Source organism: Pseudoalteromonas sp. NBT06-2 (genome assembly GCF_002276045.1).
Taxonomy (GTDB): domain Bacteria; phylum Pseudomonadota; class Gammaproteobacteria; order Enterobacterales; family Alteromonadaceae; genus Pseudoalteromonas.
Map to the genome: position 1 here is coordinate 20447 of NZ_NQMR01000003.1, position 24930 is coordinate 45376.

Consider the following 24930-nt stretch of genomic DNA (forward strand, 5'->3'; position numbering starts at 1 on the left):
AAACTAAAGGCTGTTGAGGTAATCGGTTTTCCATTTATTAGGAAGCTGTTTAAGAATTTGATCTTTTGAAAGCATATTTTTTTGATCTTTGTAGTTGAATTTATCTTGTGTAGACAAATCACCCACTAATAAATCATTAGCGAACATACCTAAATCAGCTTCAGACGAGATCTTTGATCCTTCCAGAGGTTTCAATTTCAAGTTGTAGATCTTATCTTTGTACGACTCTTTACTAATTTTGGTGATCAACACAGACTTAGATAGGTTAAGTACTCTGTCTCCTGCTTCAAGCTCTTTAGCCCAAACAATTCCTTTATTAGAGGTAGAAATTGGATGTGTTTCTGTCATAAGAATTGAATTTCCATCAGCTAAGTGAAGGCGGTACATTTCAATCGCCTCTATACCTACAGATACATCAGCCACTTCCATTGCTTCGTTAATCGATGGATTCATTGCTAATGCGCCCTTAACTTGATCACCAATTCCAATAGTTTCGATTGCCATTTGGCTACCGTCAGCCATAGTGATCATTGTGCCTTTAGCCAGACAGCTGTAACCTAACTTAATTTTAGGAAGTATCGTGCTGTAATAATTGCCAAAGCGTGCTGCTTCTTCTGAGGTAATTGATATTTGAAATGCTCTTGCCGTCGCACCGCGCCCACGTTTTATAAAATACGGATACCCTTTAACTGCAAATGTGATATACCAATTTGCTTCAGCAATATTAGAAAAAAGTTTCGCATTACCAAATCGTCCTTCTTCTCTTGGAATGTCCCAGCTAATTAATGTTTCTTTTGCTTCAGTATCTACATCAAACTGTAAATAATCAGAAAAGTTCTTCACGCTGTTATCTAAACCTAAGTAACTTTGTTTGGTTGCTCCGCCATAATTTCCTTCCTGCAAGTAGATATTGGTAATTTCATCTACTCCGTTTGGGCGGTCTTCAATGGCCAAATCAGTTGCATAAATTTCAGTCACTTCATGACCTACTCGAATTTGCCCTTGAAAAGGTATATTTACATCTGTGATTTCATTAGGATCTTGATATTGATCTGCAGCATAATCACAATCACTGTGGTCCCTGTTCAAACATACTTTAATCACGGCATCGTTATTCTTATCTACGGGATCAACTGCGGTATAAACTGGACGACCATCATTATTTAGAATTTCCATTTGATTTGATGATGGACTGTCTGCTTTATCAGCAGTTAATATATCACCGTATGCAATATCGATATGCCCCCACGAAAAAGGATATTCAGTATATTTTAAAGTAGAGGTATAACTACCGTCAGCGTTTTCTGTTTCAACATAAGAGCTCGCATAAATGTTCTCTAGATTTGGAAATTGTTGCTTAAGGGTTTTTAAAGAAACCACTGAAGAAACGATGGTGTTTTTCCCATCTAGCACATTTAACGTGCTTCCCATTGGGGCTAATTGACCACCATTACCATCTTCTATCAATAGGTCAATATAAGTAGATTGTGTTCCACCGTATACTGAGCTTTTAGCACGGATCATCAGGTAAGGTTCATTATTGTCGCCAGAAACAGCTACATTCATATCTAAGAAAAAATGGGCATTTTCAATAATATCGACTTGAGTTGGAACCTCTGCTACATTATTGACTGCTGTTTTTTCTGGCAATTTTTTATGTAACAGTTGCTGTTGTCGTATTTCATTCAGGCTATTGTGTAATTGTGGGAATCTTTTTTCTAATTTACCCGCTTTCTGTAATCTAGATTTCGCTAGGTTATAATGGTTTATATTAGTCAAATCCAAATTTCGAACGCCATTTTCATCGCGTTCAACTATGATATTTTTTACCTGTTTTATTTGACTATATAAAGGTGTTTCAAATATATCTTTCTCGCTTGCATTTGCTGTCAACGCTAAGCTAACAGCGATAGCCACAGTAAGTGGTAGACATAATAAGGTCTTTGAGTGTTTCATATCATTTAGTCTCTTATAGTTGTTTATTGCTTATTTATTGATAACGATCAGGTAGTCTTCAATCTCGCCACTACCGCTTGTTGAACTGTTTGAATAATCTGAACATGGGTCAATAGAATTGACTCTGGTAAGATCGTAATACTGCATAATTCGCATTCTTGTCGCTAGCTGATCAGAACTCACAAGATGAGTAGGAATGGTAAAGCTTCCCGTTATCTCTCCTGTTCCTGTTTCACCAGAAACCTGATCAAACTCAGCCACTAGGCGTTCGCTTTTATCATTACGCCAATCGCCATCACCAAATAGACCGTCGCCATTAAGGTCGATCCAAATATGATAGTTTTCCGCATACTTATCAGCACCGCTGTAACCAGCAAGAAGACGGTAATCTATCGGTACACCTGCCTGTAACTGGATTGGATTTTCAGGATTGACAACCCCACCCGCAATGCCATTACTGAAAGGGTCACTGCCAACAATCATAAATTCCGAGATATGTTCATAATCAGTTAATCCACTTGCCTGACAATATTCAACTGCTTGGCTACTTTTCAATTCGAGATTGATCTCAGTGCTAGCCGTTTTTATTTTCTCCCAAGTGTTGCGATAGGTGATACTTAACTTGACGATATAACTTCCTTTTTTAGCATAATTATGAGAGTTATCCTTGTCGAAATCCGTAGTGGATTGTGAATCTTCTATCCCATCTCCAAAACTCCATTCTAACTTTGCATCAATCATCTTAATTTTGTGGCGCCAGTTGGCATTCTCTGGTATTGCGCTGCTGTTATCAAATGTCACTGTGAAACTACCGTCTTGATTTTCCACATAACTCGCCTGAAATATAGGTTGATATTGTCCTTTAAAAATATAAACGTCTTTGCTTAAGCTAACGCCTTGTGGATTATCTGGATTAACTAAAGTGAGCGTTATAGTGTAGTTTCCATCTTGTTGATATTGATGATTGATAGTGGATTGGGTGGACGTATCATTATCACCAAAGTCCCAGTGCACAGTTGTGCCTGCCGGCATAATACTTTGCTCAACATTCAACGATACACTACGGTTGCTAATACTTGGTTCAAATAACGCTGTGGTAGTAGTCGTATAAGATATGTCTTTTTCCCAAGAAGCCAAAACCTTGTTGCTGAAATCAAGTGCCTTGGCGACAACGTGATAATCTCCTGATGCTTGATACCAATGTGTTGGCGAAACCTCATTATTCACTGCGCTACCATCGTCAAAATCCCATTGCCAGCTATGGATCCTCCCGTCGATAGTTTTGTTATCAAATGAAATATGATTAACTTGTTGTTTTATCTGGATATCCAAGGTGGGCGCTGTATCAACACTGGATATTTTCAAACTGTAATCTTCAGCTTCACCCCAGGTGAAATTGCCACATGCTTCGGTAAGTAAACCAAATGAACTAATGACTCTAACCCGAATGATATCGTCGACTTGACCAGCAACGGACAAAAACGTATTAACCTTATCAGTTGCCGTACCATTATATGCAAGCTCATCAGTCTTATGAAAGATACCGTCACTATTACTGTCTATCCATACATAAAAACGTTTAGATTTATCATTAGTGCTCTCATGAGATCCCGCTTTGATCTCAAGATTGAATTGACCACCACTGATGACATCAATAGGATCTGCAGTAAAATTTGAGTATGTACTACTACCGCTAGTTTTAGTTTGGCCGTTAATAGTCACTGAATCGATGAAATATCTATCTTCATTACCACCAGAAACAGCACAATAATCATTCCAGGTATTTAGCATTATTTGGTAAACATCTATACCACCACTAGGTCCGGTAGCTGTCAAACTAACTGGAAAATTCCCTGCTGTTACATATGTATGACTTGGACTGAATTGAGTACTGGTGATCTCGGCACCTTGTTCATCAAACTCCCCAAATGACCACAACCACTGCCAACCCTGATCCTCAAGACTGATTTGCTGCCCACCTTTTCTGGTAATATTATTAAACTGAGCTGATAAAAATGACTGAGATGTAGAGAAATCACTTTCTATACCGGCGCCAACAACGAGGTTGATCCCTACCTGTGCGAATGCCTTACGTATATGGTTTTTTAATTCAACACTTTGCCAGGTCTGATTGTCGGATTTGTAAACACTATCTGTCGCCATACTATTAGCAGCTGAGGAAGCTTGATTTAACACACATTGTGCAGCTTCTTGAAAGGTCGAAGTTGCAGTCCAACAATGTCGATTGGCTTTAGCAAAAACGACAAAACCATATTTAGGCGTCCAGGGGTTACTTTCGACACTATCAACTGTTTGTGTTAATAACTGAAAAAACGCCTTATTAAAAATTCCGGCTCCATGATGTGCACTCACCGTATTGTCATAATCTTTAATGTGGTCAATTGAAACCCCATCTTGGGTAGGTTGGTCAAAATAACGCAGTGCCCCTTCAAATTGATAAGCATCAAAATTTGCACGCCAATCATTTGAACCTCGTAAAAAATACTCCACAGCTTCACCAGTCATATCAGAAAAAGCTTCATTGATAGCTCTGGCTTGCCCTGTTAGCATTTGTTTTTTGCTATTTGTTCCAAACTCTTCAGTGTAACCATGAGCAATCTCATGAGCTACGACATCTAATGCCACCATTGGATAGAACAAAAGATCACCATCACCATAATAAACCTGACCATCTTCGTAAAAAGCCTGATCCATGTTTTGGCCAAAGTGTACATGTTGAACTATTTTTTCATTATTAAACGCTTTAAGTCCAAGATAATCTTGAAACATAAGCTGTGTCACCTGTGCATAATGGTGCGCATCATTAAGCGGGGATTTCGCCGTATTATATGCTTTAAAATCATTAAATGTTGATTCAGTACAATCGTAACTATATGTCTCTACTGGAGTTTGCACATCATGATTTGAATTACGAGTGTCAACATCAAGTGCATCAAATTCACAAACACTTGTTCCTTGGCCATCATCAGACTGCTCAACCACAAACGTCGTTGGTGGATAAGATTGATATCCTTCCTGAAGATAATCTGTGCGAGGTACTTTGTTATTACCTGATGGTCCGCTTCCACCTTCAAGAGTCGCATGTTGTAAAGCATCAAACATAGCAAGCACCGATAAATTTTGATCGACTATGGTGAGTGTTTTTTCAACCTTTGTCTTCCCATTGTTTTGAACTGTCATCCACTGAATTTTATAGGCAAAATGTGCTTGGTCATTTTTATCAATGTAAATAATTTTTTCAGCCGATGATTTAAGTAATTGCTTATCCTCATTCTGTATCGTATTTAAAAAGTCCTGCTTAGCTTTTTCAGCAGATATTTTCTCATACTTGCTTGATTTCTTTAAATCTGAAGACATATCTTTAAACAGCTCTCCGTAACCCTGTTTAAAGTCGCCTTCTTTAGAAGTAGCAACAATGACATGTTTATTCCAAACAGGAATCCCATGATAAGACTGCTGATAAGTAAGATAGGTTTGATCACTTTCCTGATCTCTTTTTAATAACTTTAGCTGCCAATTTAAGTCATCTGTTAACGTCAATTTTTGCAAACTTTCAGGATCTGACTGTTTGGAAAAGCGCTCTTGCAATATATCCATCGATAGCCGTTCTGCTGCACACAAGGCCCCGGATAGCACTACTGACACAATAACAAATAATGTCTTTTTCAATTTCACCATTACGCAAAATTCCTCAAATAAATTTCTAATCCCAAGCCGATTATTGAATCAAAATAGTTTTCAATTCAATTTCCCTTTCTGTGTTTGTATAAAAGTCATTCCATACAACAGGAAATTTCAAGTACCCTTTTTGGGTATCCTGTATGTACCTTATTTCCATAACCTGACACTGCCAACAACTTTTTGATCGAATTTCATACTGTAAGCGTTCATAAAATAAACAATCTTTTTTTACAACAATTACTTAAGGAATTTTTCAGCGTAAAAATAATGTAAATATCATGTGGTTAAAATACAGAAAACTGTGCGATTAATGTAAAAAATACACTTTTTAAAGCGCGTTAAATAAAAGTTTTAGGTATTCTGCTTGCTATAAATGAGCATATATCATGAATGTTAAACTTTGGTTACGAGTATAAAATCTTCCTAAATGTGAAATTTAATTAGGTGAAAATAAGGAGGATTAAACTCGTAATATGTCAAAATTTAAAGTGGATTATTGTGATAGGATAAGTGTAAAAACCAACTATTATCTGCAATTTTTCTAGCGCGTATTACAACCCCATGAATTAGCATTTGTCTTGACCTTTTTTTATTATATTAGGTATATTTCGTATATTTACCGTTCAAAAATGTATTGTAATCGGTACTAATAATACACGATTCAAGAACTGGCCTCAAAGTTCCTAAACATGGTTTATCACCTATTCTGTATTTTTTGTAGGCAAGAGTTATTTTTGCTGAAATTAACTAAAATAGCATGAGCGTATATAAATGCTTTCTCCTATTGGAATGACGTCCCTTATCTTTGCCAAGAGTTCTATGAAACTGCAACCATTGATGAATGTTAGAGCCATCGACTGTTAGCTGTTAATGGCTCAGTCACAAATTATCTATCTCTGATGAACTATTTAAGCATTTTGGTAAAGCGTGTTCACATACAACTATACCCAAATCACTTCAAGATGCAGGATTCAGTAGGAATTAGAAATGCTTTAGGCAAGGCATTGATTGAAGAACATGGTTATTCCCTTTTCAAAATCAATAACGCTGCATAAAGTATTTATAAACCAACCTTACAGGGACATCTGAGCAAATCATGCTCGTTGTTCCATCTTTTTTAAGGGAGTAACCATTAATGCAAAGATGCGCCTAGATTATGAATTGCTCAGCAGTCCTGAACCTCACATCTTGAAGTGGCTTGGGTATATGCCTGACGTTCTACTTTCTCAACTTTATGATGTTAATAATAATATTACCCTAGGTTTGCAGATAGGAATTCACTCAACAGGAGAGCGTGAAATGACGATAAAGTATTTAAATAAAACTCAAACAGGCGACTTAGTCATTTATGACAGAGGTTTTGGCTTCATCATTAACAGATCTTAAAGCTTATCCAATTTCTGTTTTCGCTAATTTATATCACCAATGCTGGGGAGTTGAAGAAAATTATAAAGTATTGAAAATTCGCCTCAATATTTAGAATTACTCTAGGGGCTGTTGATCTTTCGAGATTACTTTTGCAGCGAATTGTTGGGAAATTGTACAAGGCAGAGGCTTTGTCATGTGGTTGTTCCACATAAAAAGGCGATAACGCAGTAAAAATGCCCAACAAACGCTGTCCGAAGGATTCGGCTAAAAGCATTTTATTCTTTGCGGAGTAGTATTTACTTAGAATGACTAGGCTACACACTACTCGCCGCGACTAAAATGCTTTTATCTCGAACAAAATTTAACCCTGAAAGATCAACAGCCCCTAGTGTTTTAGTTAAAGGTGTTTTACAAAACTTACATGCTAAGTTGTTGACTAAAAACTTTGCTTCTTCAGCAATCCATGATGCAAAATTAAAAATAGAGAAACCTAAAAATAATAGGCTCTATGATTATAAAATCAACTTCACCTTTACGATAAATCAGCTTAAATATAATATTGTTCGGTTCACAATGAATATGTAATATAAAACACTACCCATAAGCTAAAATTATAGCTGCTTTGAATTTAATAACTCTTGAATCGCATTACTATAATTTCGACTGACTTTTAATTGAATGTTGTCACCTAGTTCTAAAATACTTTCACTATTACGTAATGAGCGAATACTTTTAATGCTATTGATATTAACTAAAGTAGATTTATGGATCCGTTTAAAAATACGCTCATCTAATTGGCCTGCTAACTTTTTCATGGTTACACGCACAATATGTGTTTCATCAGCAGTATGAACACACATATAATCTCCTGCAGCATCAATCCAACGAATTTCTTTTACAGATAAAAATACCTTTTCATGATCGCTATTTTTTATCACTAATTCTTGGCAAAAATTAGTCGGTAGCTCTGAATCACTTTCTAGCCAATCTTCGAGTTCAGAAATTGCAAGACCAGAGGATTTTTCTAATGCTTTTAGTAGCTTATATTTTTCTTTATCTGCATGTTGTGGACTTCGCCTTTGCATGATACGTTCAACTGTTTTTTTAAGTCGCCCAAGATTAGCTGGTTTTAATACATAATCTATGGCATTTAATTCAAATGCATCAATTGCATATTCCCCATAAGCACTGACAAATACAATCATAGGTAAAATATCTGACTGCAAAGCTTGCACAACTTCAATACCGTTTAAGCCTGGTAACTGTAAATCTAAAAATAATATATCAGGGCATAATTCATGACATAGCTGTATTGCTTGATCACCATCACAGGCTTCGGCAATGACATTTATTTGAGGTATTTTTTCCAGCCTTAACCTTAGGCCCTCAAGAGCAAGAGGTTCATCATCAACAATTATCGCGCTAAGAGGTTGCTCATTCATTTATGCACTCACTTTTCAAAAGGAATAGAAATATAAACCTCAGTGCCTTTACTATCACCTTGGGATATATTTATTTCATAATTACCATTAAACATCGCATCTAAGCGTGCTTTAGTATTGGTTAAGCCAATACCAAATCCCGTTTTAGATTTTGCTTTTATTCCTTCACCATCATCTATAATTTTTAAAATCAATCGATTATTTTCTTGCTTAGCCATAATAAAAATAGTGCCGGGTAGTTTATTTGGTTCTATGGCAAATTTGATTGCGTTTTCAACTAAAGGTTGTAATAACATACTTGGCACTTGTGCTTGCAGTACAGAAAAGCAAATATCCATTTCAATATTTAATCGTTCACCAAATCTCACCTTTTCAATTGAAAGGTAAAGATCTAATAATTCAATTTCTTTTTTTAAACTTGTATTCGATTTATCATTTTTATCTAACGTATAACGAAAAAAATCACAGAGCATATCCAGCATTTCATTGGCTTTATCATTATCATATTTATATATAAGTGTTGATATTGCGTTCATGGTATTAAACATAAAATGTGGATTAAGTTGGTACCTAAGCATTTGTAATTGCGCATCTTTAGCTGCAGTTTGCGCCCTTAGTAGCATTTCATGTTCTTTTTGTAGTCTCGTATTATATAGCATCACAAAGAATATAGCCGTCCAAACAAACATAGTTGTTAGCGAAAACAATAGCCAACCACCAAACTCCAGCATATTCCATGCCTCATTCCATTGTTGATGATAAACAATGACCTTAAAACAGCTTAACTTTATGATGTTATAAACTAAACCTAGGATTGCCGCAAAGATAAAACTAAGACTCAAAGTGAATTTTAAAGGTAAGTGAACAATACGGCGAATAAGTCGCCATTGAATATATGACAAGAAAAAACCACTCATGGTTTCAACTAATAAGTTAATAATTTGACCTGAAAAATTAAAGTTTGGATCATCTAATTGCGGTCTCACTATCGCAATAAAAACCACAACGGCATAGCCTAGCCAACCTGCAATTTGTAAAGTCCAAAATTGACTATTTAAATTTGAAAATGTATTGGGTGAAAGTTCCAGTGTATTGTCTTTTATTATCTCTTGCATATACGTCACATGTAAGCTCTATATTTCATCTTAAATTGATTAGCATCTAAGCCATATCTCAATAATTTAATGTATAACAATTGAATATACAAAAAGTATATTTGCGCTAAGGCGTGTATTATTTGAGATAACACAAATAAAACCCTATCTTGAATTCAAAGGTTTAAGTATTAATGCAAACATCAATGATTTAAAATAAATGATACTCTGATTTTTTAAAATATTATCACATGAACACTCCAATTGGCTTTGGCTGCCCTAAATTTGATTTTGCAATTTACATCAATAATCAGCCTAATATGATTGAATATCAAAATCTTGATACTGTTTTATCGCTAACTCAAGGTGAAATCTATTCAATAGGCCAAGCGTGTGGCAATGGTTGGCGCAAAATATTTAATGTATATGCTAAGCTACTTTTTGCATTAAATAATAACGATTTTAATTATTGCAAAAGTTCAGATACTTGGCAAAAATACCGAGATGACTATTTATTACAAAATAACTATCGTACCGCACTGTTATTTAACCCTCCGGTTCTTAATTCAAACTTAGAGATATTACATATCATTTGTGGAAGAACTTATGCAAAAGAACTGATTAACTCGGGTAAATTATTGGCTCAACTCATCTGGTTAGATGATGAGTTCGCTATAGATAAGAAAAATAAGCTTATTATTTGTCCTTATTTAGATTATCGCCAACTATCAAATATAAAAATAGAACGTTTATCTAAGATGTTAACTGAATTAAAAACATGAAATACTGCTAATTGTCTTTAGTTTAAAAATAAAATTTATAATAACAGGGCAATAAATATAACCTTCAGAATGCTTAGCAACTATACTTATAAGTATCGTAAATTATCTGTACTTGGAGTTTAAGATGAGTCACTTTCACCCTTTGCACTCTATACAAAAGCACCTTTTAGGCTATATTTTTATATTATTGCTTTTATTTGTATCTTTTCCTCTCGTTGCTGAATTTAGCTTTATATACCTACTTTTATAAGAGAAAAATGTTATACACTTTAATAAAGCAAGTTCAAGGCTGCACTATATGTGAAGCCCATTTACCTCTAGGGCCCCGACCTGTTGTTCAGATAAGTGCTCAATCTAAAGTGTTAATTGCCGGTCAAGCCCCGGGTCTAAAAGTACATCAAAGTGGCACACCATTTAATGATGCCAGTGGTGAGAGATTGCGAGAATGGTTAGGGGTTGATAAAAACGATTTTTATGATGATAAAAAATTTGCCATTTTACCTATGGGGTTTTGTTATCCTGGAAAAGCTAAGTCTGGGGACTTACCGCCAAGACCTGAATGTGCAGTAGCTTGGCGAGAACAACTATTAGCTGAACTAACAAATATAGAGCTCACAATTGTAATTGGCCAATATGCCCATGCATATCATTTACCAAATGCCAGTAAAAAACTCACCGAAAACGTGAAAAATTGGCAAGCCTATTGGCCAGAGATGATTGCTTTACCGCATCCTAGCCCACGAAATAATATTTGGTTAAAGCGCAATGTTTGGTTTGAAAATACTTTATTACCACCGCTTAAGCAGCGGGTTAATGAAATATTATCCAATTAATCAGCACAAGGTAGATATCGTTTTTAGTCTATTAGATCTACATACTTTTAATATAAATATTACCATCGGTAGCCGATAGAGCAATGGAATTTCTATATATGATTTTACGAACGCACGGTCAGTATGTTTGATCAAGTAATTTAGCATAATCCTTCGAACATTAGCTTAAAAGTAATGATGTTAGAAATTAAATATGTAATAAATATTATTAAAATAAAAGCCCATCGATTAAAGAAACTCTGGGTGCGATGCTCGCTTTAACCATTATCCACCCCAAACGTTAATGAAACGACTGTTTAAGCTTAGTTCATTAACGTTTAGATGGCTAAACTCTATATCTAGTTATATTAACTGGCTACTTATTGAATAGCTTATATAACTACATAATTTAATAGTATATTTAAAGTTCTTTTTTAATTTGTTTGATCGTTTGTTCTGTCGTTTTTACTGAATTCGCAATCATTCTAAAATTTGTCATTGCTGCTTTATAACCATCTAAACCTGGAAGTTGTGCTGCTGCTGTTGCATCAGAAACCACCTGAACTTCAAAGCCTTGTTCCATAAATTCACGCAGATGAGATTCTGTGCATAAATTAGCAGACATACCCGCTAAAATAATTTTATCAATTCCACGCTTTCTTAACTGTAGAGCCATATCATTGGATTCTGGACCATACAATTTATGTGGATTTGATACTACTGTTTTACCGTTATTTATATACGGTTTATATTGTTTCAACCAGTCAGCGCCTGAATCCTTAAAGCCATCTATTGATAGTTGACCTTTACGATCAAACATCCCCATACTATGCATTGCTTTCTCTAAAGCACCGCCATGTTCCCACTTGTGATCACTTGGATAATAATAATGTGGGGAAATAAACATAGGTATATTTTTATCCTCTGCAATATTGAAAAGACGATCAATATTTTCTACTGTTTGATTTTTTGTAACATTTTTACCCACTAGTCCCCATGTCACACCATTGGGACTTAAAAAGTCATTCTGTGGGTCAGTAATAACAATTGCAGTATTTCCTTTTTCAAATACAACTCCTGGGTCGGGTAATGCGGCTTGGGCGCTAAGAATGCTGTTGCCAGATAAAAGTGCTGTAACGACAAATAATCTTTTCGTGAAGTTTAACATATTCATACTCTCTCTTTAGTTTATGTTTTCGTGAGGTATTGTAGTAGAGTTTTATCGTTGTGTTTTGTCTGAGAATCTTTAATAATAGTTAATTAATCCAAATTTAGTTGAGTAGAAAATGGATGTACTAGGAGAAATCCTGAGGGTAGTTCGATTAAAAGGTAGCGTTTATTTTAATGAATGTTTTGGTACTTCTTGGGGTATGAGTGTAGCAGAAAGTGGGAAGTGTATTTTCCATATTGTTGTTAAAGGTGAAGCTTGGCTGAAGATTAACTCTATTTCAGAGGTACGAAGATTAGCCGAAGGTGATATTGTTCTGTTTCCCACAGGTGCTTCTCATACTATTTCAGATACAGTTAATTCTGAATGTATCCCTGCTGAAAAAGTCATTGATGCCTATCAAAATAAGATACCATTATTTATAGGACCGGATGAAAAAAATACGATTGTTTGTGGCTATGTTGAATTTTCTCGGTTTCTATCTCATCCATTTCTGAAACAGTTACCTGATTTAATACATATAAACAAAGCCACTATATCGCAGTTTTGCTGGTTAGATAATATCATTACACAAGTGATAAATGAAAGTTCAGAATCTAATATTGGTACGAGTATTATCATTGATAAATATACTGAAATTATGTTTGTGAAAGTTTTAAGAGCCTTTGCCAACAAGAATATAAATAACAAAAATTTTTTATCTGCATTGGTCGATGAGCAACTTTCACAAGCTTTAGTACTTATACATAAAATACCTGAATATAACTGGAGTGTTGAGAAGCTGGCTTCAGAGGTCGCAATGTCTAGAGCTGCTTTTCACAAACGTTTTACCGACTGTATTGGAACATCTCCAATTAAATATTTATACGAATGGCGTATGATGCTTGCTCTGGAACTAATTGAAAACACAAACAAGCCAATAAATTTAGTTGCTGAAGAAGTTGGTTATGACTCCGATAGTTCTTTTCAAAAAGCATTCAAGAGATTCTTTAAGGCTACCCCCGGTTCAATTAGGAAAAATTAAAAATAGCTGTACATGTATTCCTAGCTCATAAAATACGACTAGTATTTACTGAGAGCGATAATATCATTGTTTAATTGATTACAGCTGTCTTTATATCAACTATGGTGATGAGAAGAAGCTTTAGAACCTACAAAATTGCCGTATTGCGGTATAAAAGCTTGAATGGTGTGTTTTGTGTGGTAAATATGTACTTTGAATGAAGTTTAACATTATTTATCTATAGGTAAGGGGTGATGCATCAAAAAAATAACTAGCTTTAGGTTATTTATACCCAAACCACTTCAAGATGCAGGATTCAGTTGGAATTAGAAATGCTTTAGGCAAGGCATTGATTGAAGAACATGGTTATTCCCTTTTCAAAATCAATAACGCTGCATAAAGTATTTATAAACCAACCTTACAGGGACTTCTGAGCAAATCATGCTCGTTGTTGCCTGCATGGATGTAGGTACTAGAGCAATGCAGGAGCATATTGCCGGTCCATCTTTTTTTAAGGGAGTAACCATTAATGCAAAGATGCGCCTAGATCATGAATTGCTCAGCAGTCCTGAACCTCACATCTTGAAGTGGCTTGGGTATATATTCAATTAATAAAAGCATTTTATGAGAGTTAGAGTGGTTATTTTTGATAGAAACGCATTGGCAAATGTTAAGCAAAAAAAGAATAAAATGTTTATTTTGTATTTTTTACAAGATCTACCAGTGTTACTCGCAAAGTTAGTCATACCCATGCTACATGGACATGTGCACTATCAGCAAGTCGATAAGCATGTCAAATGCGAGACAGAAAATGTGTCGTTAAGTCATTATCAACAAATATCCTATCACAACACAGTTGACCGTTTATCGTCTTGCCCTACGGGAACGATTAGGTAATAGAGCTTTTTTCAGTCGTTGTTACATTATACCGCAAAAAACGGTGTTCAAGTCGTAACAAACTCATATCCATCTAACTCACCTTTACCTTCTTGTAACTCACGTAAACGAGAGTCTACAAGCCCATCTGTACTAGAAAACTGAACCCCATACCCGTCGGTATATTCTTGAACATATTTACCTGATAGTGATTTAAGCTTATTAATATACACAACTGCTTTTTCATATTCTCCCTGAGATATATAATCATATTTTGGGGTTAGAAGCTGCGCAAATTTGTATGGGTGAGCAGCAAATCCACTTCCCATAGCCAATGCTGCTACGATAGGTGTTGAGATAACTGCTGATTGAAACCACTCTGAAAATTGTTTGTGATTTTTAACTAAAGATCCTTGTGTTTCTCTTGCTGTCCATTCTTTTTTTGCTCTCTTAAGCACCTTACTCAACAGAGCTTTTTGTATCAGATAATCAACCATTTTAACAATTCGGTCAAAGATTCCCTTCACAAGCGCAACTAAGGTACCTGCTCCAGCAAATGCGTCTCCCCCCGCTTGTAGAGCAATACCTGTTATGCCTATAGCCGTATCCTTGATACCTCCTAATACCCCAGTAGCAGAATGACGAGCTAGTGCATTTGCGATGATGCTAGGGTGACCACCTAATAAATTTACGCCACGACCAGCATAAATCTGTGTAATGAGGTCCTTAGACTTAAAAATAGCTTGCTTGACACCAGAATAGGTATCAGCAGCATTCTGAGCATATCCCCAAGAGTCAATTAAACTTGATAAGTTCCAAGAAAACTCAGCGGTCAACCAAGTACCAATCTCAGCAAATGTTTCGACACCATGAAGTAATTCACCATAAACATTACGTATTTTATTCATCATCATGCTAAAAAAATCTGAAATTAGCTGCTTAATTTTCGCGACAACTGAAGCAGCAGCACCACCCACTGCCTCGCCAACTTTAACGATTTTTTGTCCTCCCTGAGTCTGTTTGAAACGATTTGCTGCGTTTCCTGTCGCGGAGGATAGAGCGCGAGCCTTATCTCCGAGTTTACTATTCGATATTTTATTAACGGCATCTGTTTTCTCAAGAATTTTACTTGCAGCATTTTTAAGATCAGCCAAAGGCTCAAGTCCAACAATCAAATTTTCGAATATATGCGCATTAGATAGGGAAGCGGCTTTAGTAAGCGTCGTATTACCTAGTAAATACATAACCCCTAAACGAGCATCTGCCATTTCATTAGCTTGAATATTAAGCATGTATTTGTTTGTTGTTTTACCAAACATTGCATCTTTAATTGATCTTCGAAGTAATCGTAATTTCATAGTATCCTCCATTCAGGATTTATTTAATGAAATAAATATCTCATTCATACAAATGCAGACTATAGTACTAATAAGGGTTTAAAGTCCAATAGTATGTAGTAACATAATTACTTTATCCATCCGTTAAGAAAGAAAAGTTATGTTTATGTTCAGTAAGTGGGCAACTAGGCAGTACGCCTAGCTATTATTAATAGTTTAGTAGCATATTCCACAGCATTAAATCTGAATTTTAAAAATCCATTGATTTAAAATAAAATTTATTAACTCAGTCAAGGAAACCTTAATCACCCTTCAAAAACTTCAGTTAAAAATCATCATTTATTATGTTATTTTTCAAAAATCAATAATTCGAGTAATAGCTTCCCTTTCATCCATATGAGGATTTTATGTTTAAGTTTTAATTTCAATAGTGTTTATATTTTTAATACAAGGCTGTGCCAGTGTTGAAAAATTACAATCTGAAGCCTGGCTCAAAAGTCAATCAAATAACTTTACCTTATATAGCACATTAAATGAGACTGAAAATAAATCTATATTAGAAAACTTAGAAGCATTTCGAACACTTATTAATTTAACTAACAAAGACAATAATACGCGTGATTTTCCGACTAATATTTATGTCATGAGTAAAGATGAAGCTAGCCTGTTTGGTATTTCTAAAAATATAGGTGGTTATTTCGATAATAATTTAGATAAAAATATTATTTACCTTAGATATTATCGAAAAACCGAACAAATGATCAGCACAATTTTACATGAATATGTTCACTATATTCATGTCCAAAGTGAGGCTAGCTTTCCTCGCTGGTTTGAAGAAGGCACAGCAGAATACCTAAGTGGAGTAGAAATCAGTAATGATAAACTCATCTTGGGGACTATTCAAAAAGGCAGGTTAGCATGGTTAGGCTATGAAAAATGGTTACCAGCCAAAGATATCATTAATCCTAGTGAAATGACTGACTGGAAAAGCACTGATTTAAGCATGTTCTATGCACAGTCTTGGTTGATCACCTTTTATTTAAATAACAGAGAATTATCACAAGATCAAAGCAATCAACCTTCTACTTTGATAAAGCATCTTCTTTTGAAATGCAAAGGGATAATGACCTTATTGAATTATCAGCACACTACCAAGAATATACCCAGGATAAAAACTTTAAAAGCTGGGCTATTTCTCAAAATGGGTATTATGGTTATTCATATGGATTAAAAAACCAAAAAGACGCAAATAAAACAGCAATAAGTTATTGTATTTCTGATAGAAAAGATGCCAACGACTGCCAAGTTATTGAGCGGAAAAATGGTAACTCACAAGAATTTAAAGACTGGTTAAGATTTCAAGTACTTGATGATGTTAAAAAATAAATTATAGGGCCTAAAAATTGGCTCTTCAGCTTAAAAAACTAAAAGTTCAACCTATACCCTGCGCCATATACTGATTGTATTAACTCTTGTTCAGGGCTAATTTCATTGAGTTTTTTACGCAATTTTTTGATATGGCTGTCGATTGTACGATCGCTTACTACACGGTTATCTGAATACATAGTATTCATCAGTTGCGCTCTTGAAAAAATACGACCCGGTTCTGAAAACAGCGGTTTTAATAATTGGAATTCAACAACTGTTAAGGCAAGTTTCTGACCTTTGAAGTTTACTTCAAAGCGAGTTTCGTCTAATTTAAAGCTTGTTTCTGGAATAAGCTTTCCCTGTGAGCGTCTTAATACCGACTTTACGCGACCGATAACTTCTTTAGGGCTAAACGGTTTACAAATGTAGTCATCTGCTCCGATTTCAAGACCAAGTAATTTATCTATTTCTTCTACTCTGGCTGTCAGCATTAAAATTGGCACATCTGAGAATTGGCGAATTTCTTTGCATATTTGTAGGCCATCTTTACCTGGCAACATTATGTCTAATACAATTGCATCAGGGTTATTTTGTTTTACCCAATCAACTACTTGTAAACCATCATGAATGCAGTGATGTGCAAATTGTGCTTGAGTGAAATAGTCGGCCAATAATTTTGCTAATTTTATTTCATCTTCAACAATTAAAATACGATTTTCGGATTCTATATTCACTGGATTTATTACATTTAGCCAAAAGTAGTTTTATCATAGCGATAACAGACGTTTACGTCACTCCCTTTATTATTAAATTTTGAAAGTAATTTCAGAATAATGGTAAGGTTATCGTTACTTTTAAGCCGCCTAATATAGATCTAGAAGCAGTAATTTCACCTTGATGTGCTTCAATAATATGTGCACAAATTGACAATCCCAACCCTGTCCCCCCTGTCCCTCTATTTCGAGAATTCTCCACGCGATATAAGTGCTCAAATAAATATGGTAAGTGGCGTTCTGCTACCCCTGGGCCATCATCCTCTACTATTATTTTTGCTACTTTTTTATTCACAGATAAAGATAATTGTATTTGTGAGCCGCTATATGCGTATTTAATACCATTATTAATCAAGTTATCGAGCAACTGACAAATACGTGTTTGATCTACATATACATTAATGACCTTTGCATATTGTGTGTATTCAAAACATAGTCCTGCATCTGTAACATAACCTTCATAACGGTTTGATTCTTTGTTTATTAAATCAGCCAAGTTTGTATTTTTTTTTCGATATTTCATAGCCCCTATGTCTGCACTTGTTAATTGGTGCAGGTCTTCAATAAGCTTTTGTAAATGCGCGACTTCTTCTTGTGTTGATTTAATATTATCTAGGTTTAAAGGCCTAATACCATCTAGCATAGCCTCTATTTCACCTTTTAAAATAGCAACAGGTGTTCGTAATTCATGAGAAATATTCGCTAGCCAACGTTTACGTGCTGTTTCATTTTTATCTAATGCTTGTGTAAGCTCGTTAAAATCACGATTTAATTGGCCAAATTCATCTTGACGTTTTACATCTAAATTTTGGCTGTAATTTCCTTGAGTGAGTTTATGCATGCCTGACTTTAGTTGTCTAATCGGTTGTACTAAATGTCTCGCTAACGGCAATGTAATAATAATCACCAATACCATCACACCTAAACCAATTAACCATATATAAGACTGCTGCTGCTTTATAAAGTCGAGCTCATAGCCTTGCGCCAGTTTATGTCTTTTAGAAATTGCAAAGTAACCAATCACAGCTGTATTTAAGGTAATAGGCGTTAATGAATAATCTCTTTTTTTATCAAAATGACCCACTATATAGTTTTGTTCACTATCTAAAACCGCATAACTGACTTTTGGTTTTGGTGGTGGCCGTTTATCATTTATTGAGGGCGATTTTTTATTATGTTCATTGCCATAAACATCTTTTGGCCTTTTAGGATGTTTAGGTTCAGGAAAACCTTCTAAGTCGGTTTGATATTTTTGTCTGTAACCATCTCTAGGCGGCCTTCTTTGATCTTTTCGTCTTTGTGGCCGTTTTTTAATAGGAGGTTCAAATTCAGTATTTTGTAATTGTGATGCGATCATTCGTTGAAATTGTCTATGGTTATTTTCTAAGCTGTCCCAACTATTTTTTTTTGAATACACGGTTTGTAATTGCGTAATTAAAGGCTTTAGCTGTTCAATCTCTTTAGTATTCACATAATCGATCATACCTTTACCTAAACTCCACTGCATTAGAAGTATTAAGCTAGCGACCATAACCAAACTAAAACTAAATATAATCAAAAAGAGTTTAATGTGGATCTTCATTTGTAATATCTATTACTTAATTACGCCAATAGTATTAATCTAATGCACTCACGCTGATTTTTATATAATTCTTTTAAACTTCCTATTTATTTGCACAATTAGTGCACAGTGCTTTCACATCTAACGATTAAATTAACTTCGTGATTGATACTAAGTGACTCAGTATCAATTGCAACGTCTTGCTAAACTGTCTTGTTGGTTGGGAAAATTATGAGATTGATAGTTTACATTAAATATCTCAGCGTACAGGGTGAATTTTTTTATTTTATCTATAGTTTCACTTATCAATGTTGTTTTCACACAGATATCCACTGTGTGAAAACAAATTTAAACGGTGTCGCTTTTAATCAGTAGTACAGTCACTTTCGTTACACAGTTTGGTATTATCTAACACGTAAAGTATATCAAACTCAGGTTGGCTATATCCTAAATTAGCTCGCATACTGCCTATATTAAGAGTTTCTTCAATTGTATTATCGCTGTACCATAATGATACATCTAAATCAGCCCCCGATCCTCTATCATCCCATGTTTTTGCAACACGAGTAGCTATTTCAACATAACTCTGATGCACACAACGCATTAAATCAACGGAGGGTGCAATACCATGATTTAATGTGACTATATCTCCTAAACAGACAAAACCAGCAGGAGCAATAGGACGCCAAATACTGACTTTATTATTTTGACTGTCATGAGCGCCTTTATTATTCCACACCCAATTATAACCAAGTGGTGAGGTTACACCAGGCTGCTCGCCTTTAATCAATAAGGGTTTAACATTAAGAGCAAAATTATTGTCTGAGTTTGCGATGTCACCGAGTGAATAAAAACCTGATTCAGGAGTAATTCGCCATATATCAACATCTTCATGTGCTCTTCGGCCTTGCCAAACGTTATAACTGTGACCTAATTTATACATTAGCTTTTTATCAGGGGTTGATGACGCGACAGTATTGAGCTCAATTGCAGTCGCAACTAATGTGGTATATTCATAAAAATCAGCAGTCATAATATTTATACGATAGCCTAATTCATGCCATTTTGGTACCCAATCACCGATATAGCTACGCATTTTATTCGTCGTCCAACTCAGTAAATCATGGTCAAAAAATGGGTTGAGTGCATCGAGTACAACAGTCATATCTTTTGGTGTAAAAGTGAAAGCACTGTAATACAATTTATCGGTCGGTGCTTCTTTTAAGGCGTTAAATAAATAATCATGTAATTCGTTTTTTTTCTCGGTATTAGCCCAACTACCAGTTAATGCTTCACTACCGTAGTAACCTCTTGATTTTCCTTCTAAACTACTTGAACGCCAAATAACTATCACATTATTATTTTTATCATCATTAAGATCTTTTTCCCAGATCTTATCTAAGGTTAACTGGGTGATTTTAATATTACTATCTGGTTTTCGATCACCTACATATTGATCAAATATATCAAGTAATGCTGGCATATCTGCAGTCGATGGTGTTTTTGCAACTTCAAGAATAATAGGTTCTTGCGGATGCTCGTTTGCAAACTCTCTTACTTGTTTCAATAGTTCATCAACTCTCATGCCGACAAAGCCATGTACAATCACAAATTTACCTTGATGTTTTTTAATTCTTAAATCTAGATGACGAATTCCTTGCTCAAGCATCTCTTTGGCGTTAAAAGATTGGGTTTTTGACCAACCAACAGCTGATTTTTTGGCAGCTTCATAAGCAATTTTTAACTCTGTAGATAAATCAGGTGCGAGATCAGAGTTTTCATTTATATTATATGTACCTGCATCATGGGTGCCCGGTATCACCATCTGCCTTAATGTTGTATCTCCTCGTTCTTTATAGACTTGTGATACCCAATCTGATAATGCATAAACTCCTGATTTTTTATGTATATCCATAAAAGAAAAATAGCCTTCTAGGTAAGATTCTTCTGAAAAAGAAACTTGATAGAGGCTACTATTTAAATCTTTAACATCGCTGATTGAATAGTCGACCCACTGATTACCATCAAGGCTATATTCAAAATCACCAACAATGCCTGCATCAATGTTCACTTTAACAAAGGCACCATAAGTACTTATTTGATCTCCTCCTTTGTTTAGCAGCAATTGTGCTCTCATTTTTATGATATCGTAATTAAATGCTCCCCAGCCTTGATCATCAATATTTGCCAATGCTCGTTCTTGCCCAGGTTCAATCACCATTGGAAAATTCGCAATATAATAATCATCATTTAAATCAGCATTATTTGAATAAGGTCCAAAACTGGTTACCGTAATTGCCTCGCTAGTGGTATTTCTTAACCAAATACATAATGCACCATCATTATCAAGGTATTCACATTCTTGATCTGTTAAATCTGGTTTTTGATCAGCATCAATATAGGTAAAATATCCCTCCAAATACGACTTTTCAGCAAAAGTAACTTGGTATCGACCCGCGTCGCCATAATCTTCAATCGCTTTAACTGTATTATCAACCCAAGCAGAGTCTCTAGTACCATATTCAAAATCATTTACAATGCCAGCGCCTAAATCTGCTTTAACGTAGGCGCCATAAGTGGTTACGTTATTACCATTTTTTTTTAGTATTAGTTGTGCTCTAAATTTCACTGTGTCGTAATTAAAGATCCCCCACCCCTGGTCATCAATGTTGGCTAAGGCTTTGGATTGTCCCGGCGCAATAACAAGGGGAAAATTAGCAATGTAATAATCATCATTGAGATCTGCACTTTGTGAATATGGCCCATAACTAACTACTGTTATAGGCTCGTCGGTTTTATTTCTCAACCACACGCATAATGCACCATCATCATTTAATCCTTCGCATTCCGTCGCAGAACCCACACTTGAAGTTAACAATAAAATACTCATTAACAACATTTTTTTATAACTACCCATAAAGTAACTCCGATCTATTTATTCCTATTGCATAAATAAAGAAAGCAATTTTATATCGACACAAAGTATTTTCCTGCCTATCGAATGACGCTACATCAACTAAATTTAAGTAAATAATATTAACGTAGCTACCCACAATTTTGACTCTATAAAATATTCAACTTCTTTATGCAATTGGTGCTAGTACACAAAAAGTAGTCAAGATGCTATATCGTAACAGCGCCTAGACTATAAAATAGCCAACACGAACAAAAGTATGGATTTTACAATTGAAAGTATTTACTCTAAATTACCTAGTAAAGGTACTTTAATTACAAGTTACTTACAAATAAAACACAAATAAGTTACAACAAAAAATAATACCAACTGTTCAAAGTTCAATCACAACAATTAATTTTGTAAAACTCGTTTGATTTAACTTTTGATTGGTATTTCATTAAACATATAAAGGATAATTAATGAAAATACGAAATTTTAACCAAAGCTTGATCCTAACAGCCTTGCTCGTTACAGGTGTCTCTTCTGCACAAGCAGGGAGTGATTATAACATTGGAACAGGTGTCTATGATATTACAGGCCCCGCAGCTGAAAATGGATTTTTTGGGTTTTCAAACTGGGAGCAACAAACGCAAGGTCTGCATACACGTTTACGTGCGCACGCTTACATAATACAAAGCCAAAATTCAAATAATCGCTTAGTTTATGTCAGTGCTGATTTAGGCATGATCTCTCAAGGGGTAAAAATTGAGGTGATCAAGCGGCTCAAGAGTATATATGGTGAAACTTATACTGCTAAAAACGTCATGCTATCCGCTACACATACACACGTAGGTGCTGGTGGTTCGTCTCATTACACTTTATTTGAGATTGCATCAGCAAGCAAAGCCATGGTTTTGGGTGGTTACAGCTCAGAAAATTTTGAAGTCATAGTGCAAGGTATCGTCAATGCTATCCAACGCGCCCATAACACTATGTCACCTGGTTCAATTGAATTAGTCCAAGGTGTTTTAGATGGTGCGACTCGTAACCGATCTTTACCAGCGTATGAAAATAATGATGACTATGATCCATTAGCGTCACAGACAAATAATGCTATGACGGTTTTAAAATTTAAAAAAGACAATGGCAAAGAAGTCGGCATGATCAATTGGTTTGCCGTTCATCCTACAGGCTTCAGTAATCAGTGGCATTATTTAAGTGCTGATATTTCAGGTTATGCACAAAACCAATTCGAAAAAGAAAAAGCGACTAAATTCGATGGTAGTGAAACTTTTGTTGCTTCATTCGCCTCTTCAGACTTAGGAGACTCTCTTATTGTTGATGGCAATGCTAATTCACGAGGAGACTTTAAAGGTAGCTCTGACGAGATTGCCAATGCAACAGCAGGAGGAGTACGCCTATTTAACAAAGGTTGGCAACTTTATAATCAAACTGGTTTAACGCTAAATGGCAGCGTTGAATATCGCCATCGTTGGGCAGATATGGAAAACTATATTGTCGGCAATCAATTTACTGATGCCAATGACCAAGCTCTGTGTAGTGCAGCCAGAGGTTTTTCTTTTGTCGCAGGGGCTGAAAATGGTCCTTCTGGCATCCCGAGTATTCATGAAGGCATGACCATACAAAATACAGGGGTTGATAGGGCACTAGACTCGTTTAAAGACTCGGCATTAGCTGGCATCATCAATTTATTTTTCAGTAGTGTAAAATTGGCCGAAGATGATCCCTGTCAGCACCCTAAGCCCGTCTTATTACCGACAGGAAAATTAAATTGGGTGCCTGAAACACTTCCTTTCCAGATCTTTGTTGTTGGTCAACTTGCTATTATTGGCGCACCGGGCGAAATTACGACGATGGCAGGACGAAGAATCAGAGCTGATGTCTTATCTCAACTACAGTCACAGGGTGTGACAAGTGTTGTGATTGCAGGTTTATCTAATACCTACAGTGGTTATATTGCAACAAAAGAAGAATACCAAAAACAACATTATGAGGGCGCTTCAACTGTCTATGGCCAATACACCTTAGCTGCTTATAGACAAGAATTTAATTCCTTAGCTGCTGCCATTAGCAACAATCAAGATGTTTTTGATGATAAGCAACCACTTGATCGATTGCACGAATGGAGAAATGAACGCACAGGTGTCGTCTGGGACGGAAAATTCTTATGGGAAGCATTTGGTCAGGTAAAAACAGATGCCAAGCCAAATTATAATCGTGGTGATATTGTTAAAGTAAACTATCGTGGTGGACATCCAAAAAACAATCTGAAAACCCAAAGCACATTTCTAAAAGTTCAAAAGAAAGTAAATAACCACTGGATAACAATTGCCAATGATGCTGATTGGAATACACTTTATAAATGGAACCGAGAAAGTACAGATCGCTCTTTAATTGAGATAACCTGGCACATACCCAACACGGCTGATCTCGGTACTTATCGTATTATACATTTAGGTGATTGGAAAAATGGCTGGACGGGAGAAATCAAGCCATATACAGGTACTTCTCGTGAATTTTCAGTGAATTAATATCACCGGCCATTTCCCTGCGGGCGAGGCTAAAATTTCCGTATACTGCGTTAAATTTTGTTCGAGATAAAAGCATTTTAGTCGCGGCGAGTAGTGTGTCGCCTGGTCATTCTAAGTAAATACGACTCAACAAAGAATAAAATGCTTTTAGCTGAATCCTTCAGACAGCGTTTGTTGGGCATTTTTACTGCGTTATCACCTTTTATGTGGAACACATGACAAAGCCTCTGCCTTGTATGG

At 35.5% G+C, this 24930-nt stretch carries 18 protein-coding genes; 8 read left to right on the forward strand and 10 right to left on the reverse strand.

The annotated features are described in order from the left end of the window. Positions 1 to 3: 3 nt before the first annotated feature. Entirely contained in the window at positions 4 to 1956 is a 1953-nt protein-coding gene (locus CJF42_RS00620) for a Hint domain-containing protein (protein ID WP_095364813.1), read from the reverse strand. A gap of 30 nt (positions 1957 to 1986) precedes the next feature. Then, complete coding sequence (locus tag CJF42_RS00625) at positions 1987 to 5655, reverse strand: PKD domain-containing protein (protein ID WP_095364814.1); 3669 nt, start codon at positions 5653 to 5655, stop codon at positions 1987 to 1989. Between the two features lie 1146 nt (positions 5656 to 6801). Between CJF42_RS00625 and CJF42_RS00630 the strand changes: the two genes are divergently transcribed. Beyond that, positions 6802 to 7044 (forward strand): hypothetical protein, encoded by a 243-nt coding sequence (locus tag CJF42_RS00630; protein WP_252097487.1) that lies wholly within the window; start codon positions 6802 to 6804, stop codon positions 7042 to 7044. A gap of 28 nt (positions 7045 to 7072) precedes the next feature. On the opposite strand, the gene CJF42_RS28320 is transcribed toward CJF42_RS00630, so the two are convergent. Further along, positions 7073 to 7348, reverse strand: coding sequence for a hypothetical protein (locus CJF42_RS28320; RefSeq protein ID WP_095364815.1), 276 nt, complete (start codon positions 7346 to 7348; stop codon positions 7073 to 7075). A 17-nt stretch (positions 7349 to 7365) separates the two neighbouring features. Between CJF42_RS28320 and CJF42_RS00640 the strand changes: the two genes are divergently transcribed. Beyond that, positions 7366 to 7611, forward strand: coding sequence for a hypothetical protein (locus CJF42_RS00640; RefSeq protein WP_095364816.1), 246 nt, complete (start codon positions 7366 to 7368; stop codon positions 7609 to 7611). A 26-nt stretch (positions 7612 to 7637) separates the two neighbouring features. On the opposite strand, the gene CJF42_RS00645 is transcribed toward CJF42_RS00640, so the two are convergent. Continuing rightward, complete coding sequence (locus CJF42_RS00645) at positions 7638 to 8468, reverse strand: LytR/AlgR family response regulator transcription factor (protein ID WP_095364817.1); 831 nt, start codon at positions 8466 to 8468, stop codon at positions 7638 to 7640. An 8-nt stretch (positions 8469 to 8476) separates the two neighbouring features. Beyond that, a complete protein-coding gene (locus CJF42_RS00650) occupies positions 8477 to 9583 on the reverse strand; it encodes a sensor histidine kinase (RefSeq protein WP_095364818.1) in 1107 nt (368 codons plus the stop codon). A gap of 230 nt (positions 9584 to 9813) precedes the next feature. Here CJF42_RS00650 and CJF42_RS00655 point away from each other — a divergent pair, with 230 nt between their 5' ends. Then, positions 9814 to 10344 (forward strand): DUF6942 family protein, encoded by a 531-nt coding sequence (locus tag CJF42_RS00655; RefSeq protein WP_095364819.1) that lies wholly within the window; start codon positions 9814 to 9816, stop codon positions 10342 to 10344. A 257-nt stretch (positions 10345 to 10601) separates the two neighbouring features. Continuing rightward, positions 10602 to 11177, forward strand: coding sequence for a uracil-DNA glycosylase family protein (locus CJF42_RS00660; RefSeq protein WP_095364820.1), 576 nt, complete (start codon positions 10602 to 10604; stop codon positions 11175 to 11177). A 400-nt stretch (positions 11178 to 11577) separates the two neighbouring features. Here CJF42_RS00660 and CJF42_RS00665 read toward each other — a convergent pair whose 3' ends face one another. Further along, positions 11578 to 12330, reverse strand: a complete 753-nt coding sequence (locus CJF42_RS00665; RefSeq protein ID WP_252097488.1) for a cysteine hydrolase family protein — start codon at positions 12328 to 12330, stop codon at positions 11578 to 11580. 112 nt (positions 12331 to 12442) lie between these two features. On the opposite strand from CJF42_RS00665, the gene CJF42_RS00670 reads away from it, so the two are divergent. Both CJF42_RS00670 and CJF42_RS27090 read left to right on the forward strand, forming a co-directional pair. Continuing rightward, positions 12443 to 13348, forward strand: a complete 906-nt coding sequence (locus tag CJF42_RS00670; RefSeq protein ID WP_095364821.1) for an AraC family transcriptional regulator — start codon at positions 12443 to 12445, stop codon at positions 13346 to 13348. A gap of 420 nt (positions 13349 to 13768) precedes the next feature. Next, the gene (locus tag CJF42_RS27090) at positions 13769 to 13939 is read left to right on the forward strand and encodes a hypothetical protein (protein ID WP_170940419.1); all 171 of its coding nucleotides are present in this window, start codon (positions 13769 to 13771) and stop codon (positions 13937 to 13939) included. Between the two features lie 332 nt (positions 13940 to 14271). Here CJF42_RS27090 and CJF42_RS00685 read toward each other — a convergent pair whose 3' ends face one another. Beyond that, complete coding sequence (locus CJF42_RS00685; protein WP_095364823.1) at positions 14272 to 15561, reverse strand: hypothetical protein; 1290 nt, start codon at positions 15559 to 15561, stop codon at positions 14272 to 14274. A gap of 409 nt (positions 15562 to 15970) precedes the next feature. Between CJF42_RS00685 and CJF42_RS00690 the strand changes: the two genes are divergently transcribed. Then, complete coding sequence (locus CJF42_RS00690) at positions 15971 to 16771, forward strand: collagenase (RefSeq protein WP_095364824.1); 801 nt, start codon at positions 15971 to 15973, stop codon at positions 16769 to 16771. A gap of 193 nt (positions 16772 to 16964) precedes the next feature. On the opposite strand, the gene CJF42_RS00695 is transcribed toward CJF42_RS00690, so the two are convergent. The 3 genes from CJF42_RS00695 to CJF42_RS00705 form a co-directional block, all read right to left on the reverse strand. After that, positions 16965 to 17636 carry a response regulator gene (locus CJF42_RS00695; protein WP_095364879.1) on the reverse strand — a complete coding sequence of 224 codons (672 nt, stop codon included), beginning with the start codon at positions 17634 to 17636 and terminating at the stop codon, positions 16965 to 16967. A 97-nt stretch (positions 17637 to 17733) separates the two neighbouring features. Further along, positions 17734 to 19263 carry an ATP-binding protein gene (locus tag CJF42_RS00700; protein WP_095364825.1) on the reverse strand — a complete coding sequence of 510 codons (1530 nt, stop codon included), beginning with the start codon at positions 19261 to 19263 and terminating at the stop codon, positions 17734 to 17736. Positions 19264 to 19606: 343 nt separating this feature from the next. Further along, on the reverse strand, positions 19607 to 22159 hold the full coding sequence (locus CJF42_RS00705) for a phosphatidylinositol-specific phospholipase C domain-containing protein (protein ID WP_095364826.1): 2553 nt from the start codon (positions 22157 to 22159) through the stop codon (positions 19607 to 19609). Between the two features lie 458 nt (positions 22160 to 22617). Between CJF42_RS00705 and CJF42_RS00710 the strand changes: the two genes are divergently transcribed. Beyond that, positions 22618 to 24690 (forward strand): neutral/alkaline non-lysosomal ceramidase N-terminal domain-containing protein, encoded by a 2073-nt coding sequence (locus tag CJF42_RS00710; RefSeq protein WP_095364827.1) that lies wholly within the window; start codon positions 22618 to 22620, stop codon positions 24688 to 24690. The last annotated feature ends 240 nt before the right edge of the window (positions 24691 to 24930 follow it).